Below are 630 nucleotides of genomic sequence, written 5' to 3'. Positions count from 1 at the left end.
AGGCGACCGCGGCGGCGACCGCGGCCCGCGCCGCTGAGGCGAGCGGCCAGCAGGAAGGGCGCCCCACACGGGCGCCCTTCTTCATCGAGGACCGGAGACCACCGACCGCTGATCCCTGATCGCTGACGGCTGACGGCTGACGGCTGACCACGTCCCACTGCTAGACTCGGCTCATGCGACCCGCCTACCTGACCGCCGCGCGGCACCTGCAGCGCGGGCGTGAGGCCGCCGTGGAAGGCAACGACCAGGACGCGGTCCGTGAGTACAACAAGGCGCTTCAGCTGCTGCGGACCCTGCCGCCCGAACGCACGCGGGACGTGCTGCTCGCGCACACGCACCTCGCGTACTACCAGACGCTCGCGCTCGAGGGCCGCGACGTGGCGCAGGAGCACCTGCACCTCGGCATCTCCTACGCGCGCTCCACGCGCGACGCGCTCGCGCGCGCCATCGCGGAGGAGTGCCTCACGGGCCTCGACGTGGCCCTGTAGCTACGCGGGGTCGAGTTCCGAGCCGGGCGCGACGTGAGCGCCCGGCTTCACCTTCACGCCCGCGCCGACGGCGGTGAGGTCACCTTCGCCGCCCACGCGGGCGTCCGCGCCGATCTCGGCGGCGTCGTCCACGAGGGCGCGG

At 73.8% G+C, this 630-nt stretch carries 1 protein-coding gene; it reads left to right on the top strand.

Annotated features, from left to right (window positions below; translation table 11 throughout):
• Positions 1 to 173 precede the first annotated feature (173 nt).
• A complete protein-coding gene (locus DEIPI_RS0103185) occupies positions 174 to 488 on the top strand; it encodes a hypothetical protein (protein ID WP_027480823.1) in 315 nt (104 codons plus the stop codon).
• Positions 489 to 630: the final 142 nt, after the last annotated feature.

The organism is Deinococcus pimensis DSM 21231, from assembly GCF_000519345.1.
Lineage (GTDB): Bacteria > Deinococcota > Deinococci > Deinococcales > Deinococcaceae > Deinococcus_A > Deinococcus_A pimensis.
This window is presented reverse-complemented; position numbering and strand designations above follow the sequence as displayed.